Origin of the sequence: Actinomadura fibrosa, from assembly GCF_900659615.1 — a bacterium.
GTDB classification, from domain to species: Bacteria; Actinomycetota; Actinomycetes; order Streptosporangiales; family Streptosporangiaceae; genus Spirillospora; species Spirillospora fibrosa.
The window spans coordinates 1-1,249 of record NZ_CAACUY010000544.1 but is presented as its reverse complement, the minus strand read 5'-3'; the positions used below and the strand labels follow the sequence as shown (position 1 = coordinate 1,249).

Here is a 1,249-nt window from a genome sequence, read left to right as displayed (position 1 = left end):
GGCGGCGCCCCTGTGGGCGCGGGCCGCCCGGCTCACCGGCGACGCCCGGCGGCGCGCGAGCCTGCTGCTGCGGGCCCTGGAGACGGCGCTGGAGGTCGCCGACCACGACCAGGCGGCCCGGATCCTGGACGACATCGACGCCCGCGACCTGCCCGCCGAGGACCGGGTGATGCTGCGGTGGCTGCAGGAGATCACCGAGGGCGGCTGGTCGGGGGCCGCCCGGCTGGGCGGCCACGTCGCCGCCGCGGAACGGCTCCGGCAGGCCGGCCGCGACGAGCGGGCCCTGTACGTCGTGCACCGGGTCGCGGTGCGCGCCTACTACTCCGCGCCCGGCCGGGACGTGCGGGACGCGATGGTCCGGCTGCTCGACCGGCTCGATCTGCCGCCGCGGACGCCCCGGCTGGTCGCCGCGCTCGGCCTGGTCGCGCCGGTCGAGCGAAGCGCCGAGGTCGTCGAGCGGCTGGACGGCATGCTCGGGGACCCCGGCCTCACCGGCATGGACCTGACGGAGCTGACCGCCGGCGCGGTCGCCGTGGGCGCGCTCGGCCACGCCGCGAGGCTGGCCGCCGACGCCACCGCCGCCAACCGCCGGCAGGGCAACCTCGTCTCGCTCACGTGGGCGCTGGCGTACCAGGCCTGGTGCGCCGTCCAGCTCGGCAACCCCACCCTCGGCCGCGTCGCGGCGGCCGAGGCCCACGAGCTCGCCGTCGAGACCCGCCAGCTCAACTACGTCTATCCCAACATGCTCAACCACGGGCACGCGGAGGCCCTGCGTGGCGACTGCGGCACGGCGCGCGACATGGCCGAGCGCTGCGAGCGGGACCTGCTCTCGAAGGGCGCGCACACCATGCTCGCCCTGGTGCAGGTGGTCCGCGGCGTCGCCGCCCTGGCCGAGGGCCGGTACGCCGAGGCGCACGAGAAGCTCGACGCGATCTTCCAGCCGTCCGCGCCCGCGTACCACCCGTTCGTCCGCTTCTCCGTCATCGCGCACCTGGCCGAGGCCGGTATGCACTGCGGCCGCCGCGATCGCGTCGCGGCCCGCGTCCGCGAACTGGCCCCCTTCGACGAGGCGGGCGCGCAGCCGCTGCTGCGCGTGGCGCTGCGCTGCGCGCGCGCCCTGGCGGCACCGCAGGAGCGGGCGGACGGGGCGCTGCGCTCGGTGCTGGACACCGACCTTACCGCATGGCCCTTCGAACGGGCGCGCCTCCAGCTCACCTACGGCGCCCTGCTCCGCCGCCGGCGGCGCCCG

Annotated in this window: 1 protein-coding gene; it reads left to right on the top strand. The window is 77.5% G+C overall.

Annotation, left to right across the window (positions count from 1 at the left end; translation table 11 throughout):
• A partial coding sequence (locus E1300_RS51205) for a hypothetical protein (protein ID WP_207400467.1) occupies window positions 1-1,249 on the top strand: 1,249 nt, incomplete at both ends.